The 2,810-nt window shown below is 51.7% G+C and carries 2 protein-coding genes; one reads left to right on the forward strand and one right to left on the reverse strand.

Annotation, left to right across the window (positions count from 1 at the left end):
- Positions 1 to 347: 347 nt before the first annotated feature.
- On the reverse strand, positions 348 to 1,736 hold the full coding sequence (locus Q0256_RS09760) for an SH3 domain-containing C40 family peptidase (protein WP_297962570.1): 1,389 nt from the start codon (positions 1,734 to 1,736) through the stop codon (positions 348 to 350).
- 56 nt (positions 1,737 to 1,792) lie between these two features.
- Between Q0256_RS09760 and Q0256_RS09765 the strand changes: the two genes are divergently transcribed.
- On the forward strand, positions 1,793 to 2,810 hold a 1,018-nt coding region (locus Q0256_RS09765; protein WP_297962572.1), incomplete at its 3' end, for an AAA family ATPase.

The raw sequence follows: 2,810 nt of genomic DNA on the forward strand, positions 1-2,810 counted from the left end.
TGTTCTTTTAAGAGAACGGCGCGCGATTGAGCTTTAAAGCAGAAGCGTAAATTTAGACGGTATTTTTAAAATTTTAACTAGACTTGCGGGCTAATTTTAAAATTTTGCCCGAAATTTTAAGGACTGCGAGATATAGGCTTAAATTTAGACTAAATTTAAGCCCGAAATTTCAAATTCATTCGCTATCTAGACTAAATTTAAAATAGTCGGTATTTAAAAACGTCATTTTAAATTTACGCTTACAGGCATTGCGGTGTCCATCAAGCGCGCGACTCCATAAACAGCGAAATCAATTACGACGGCAGCTGCTAAGCAAAGCTCAATTCACGCTTAACCTGTATGTGCCGCTAATTTCCGCTCGCATACGCAGATAAGGCGTCCGGATCCTCAGGAGCGAACCGATCGTCCGAAATAAAGTCCTCCTCGCCCGAGAGCACGCTCATCGCGCTGATACGCGAGATTAGCAGGCGATCCTCGGCGATGTCCGCGCGATCCGAGCCGATAGTAAGCGACGTAATCGCCGTGCGTCCGATGACTGCGCGTCCGCCATCCATCGTGCGAAGCCCCCAGATATCGTGCAGCACCGCAGGCTTGCCATCCACCTGCCCTACATAGAGCATCACGTGGCCGGGCATATACAGCAGGGTTTTATACGCTACGCCGTTTTTGCCGATGAGCTCAAGCTTTTCATCCGCGCTCATCCCCGCCAGCGAAAAACGCTCGCCGCGAGCCGATTGCGCCTTAGAATTTCGCGGCAGCCACAGCCCGAAATTTGCCAAAAAGTCCTTCGTCATAAGCGAGCAATCGCGAAGAAATTTATACCCGCCCCAGCCGTATTTCTGCCCGAGCAGGCTAGCGGCTACGATCTTTGAGTTTTGCTCATCAAGCGGCGCAGGCCAGAGCCTCGCATCATCCGCGCTAACGAAATATCTCTTGCTGCCAAACTGGGTTAAAATTTCGCCGCTAAATACGTTCCGCACGCCGAGCGTGCCGCCAAGATCGCGCTCGCCGCTAAAATCATACGGCAGGATCGTACCGGTGCGCGCCCTAAAAAGCTCCGCGCCGTTTACGTCATAGACGGCGGCGCCCTCGCGCAGGATCGTTATAAATTTAGAATTTGCGTAGATATCCGCCTGCTGAGGACTGATGCGCTTTATCGCGTCGCTTTTTATCCAGCCCCACACGCCGTCGTTGCGCACAAACGCCCACGCGCCGTCTCTGCTGTAATGCGACAGCAGCAGCGGATAGCCCACGCTCACGGCGGAATTTGCGGCGTAATCAAACGGCTCGCCCTCCCCCGGCTCGCTCGGATCGCCGAAAATCGGCAAGTCGCTTGGGATATTTCGCAGCAGCGCGTTTTTTACCGTTATAGTGGGCGCGGAGATTAGCCCGAACGCCTCTTCATTGGCGTTTATACGAATGCTCTGATAGATCGCGTCGTCGTATATCCTGCCTGCGGCGTCAAAATGGCGCCCCTTTGCGTAATTAAGCCCCCAAAACGTATCGATTTCCGCTTTAATCGGCGCATCGTCAAACCAAATTTTAAAATAGCGGCTCTTAAACGCTTTTCCGCTTATGTTTTGCACCGACGCAGGAGCCGGCAGTCGCTCGCTGTTTTGAGCGTAATCAAGATCTAAAACCGCGGGGTTTTCAGGGATAAACTTGCGCGGGCCGACGGTTTCGCCGCAACCTGCAAGGATTAAAGCCGCGAAGATGAGAGATACTAATCGTTTCAAACAAAATGCCTTTTAAAAAATTTTGGCTATAATTTTGCCAAAAAATAGGAAAAAACTTGATAAATTTCATAATCCAAAAGCTAAAAGATCGCAATATTTTCATCACGGGCGGCGCAGGCGTGGGCAAAAGCTACGTAATAAAAGAGCTCATCGAGGATTTCCGCGCTCGCGGCAAGCTCGTCATCGTGCTCGGCAGCACCGGCATCAGCGCCGTAGAGATCGGCGGCGTGACCGTGCATAGCTTCTTCCGCTTCGGCATTTGCAAAAACCACGAGGAGCTAAAGGGCTTCGATCGCAAACAAAGCGGCAAGCTAAGCGAGCTGCGAAAAATTTTAGCCCTCGCGGATCTCATCGTGATCGATGAAATTTCGATGATCGGCGCCGAGCTTTTCGAGATGATCTATCTTAGAATTTCAAATTCTAAATTTAACGGACGGCTGCTCGTTACGGGCGATTTTTATCAGCTTCCGCCGGTGCGCAAAGAGGGCGAGAGCGCGCCGCGCGCAAGCCTATTTAGCGACTCAGATTACGCCTTCGGCTCGTATGCGTGGAGGCAGTGCGAGTTTTTTTACGTCGAGATGATAGGCTCTAAGCGCACTGCAGATGCGGCGCTATACCGCCTGCTTTGCGAGCTGCGGCTCGGCATCACGAGCGAGCAGACGGCGGAGCTGATGCGATCTTTGATCATCGATGCCGCGCGAGCTGAGCCGAACGCCACGATAATCTCGGGCCGAAACGCCGAAGTAGATGCGATAAATAACGCCAGACTAGCCAAGCTTAATGCGCCGCAGAGCAGCTTTGAGGGCGTTTATGAAGCGCTACAAAGCGGCGTGAGCGAGCAGAAAATTCAAAAATGGATCGCCTTGCTAAATACGTCGCAAAGTCTGACGCTAAAAGAAGGCGCAAAGGTGCTGTTTACCGCAAATAAAAGCGGCGAGTTTTTTAACGGCGAGCAAGGCGTAGTCGAAAAGATCGAAAAAAGCTCCAGCGGCGAGATCGAAAGCGTAGTCGTAAAAAAGCCCTCGGGCATGCTAAGCCGCGTGGGGCTGCAAACATACGAACTAAGCGAGATCG

Source organism: uncultured Campylobacter sp. (genome assembly GCF_937949835.1).
Lineage (GTDB): Bacteria > Campylobacterota > Campylobacteria > Campylobacterales > Campylobacteraceae > Campylobacter_B.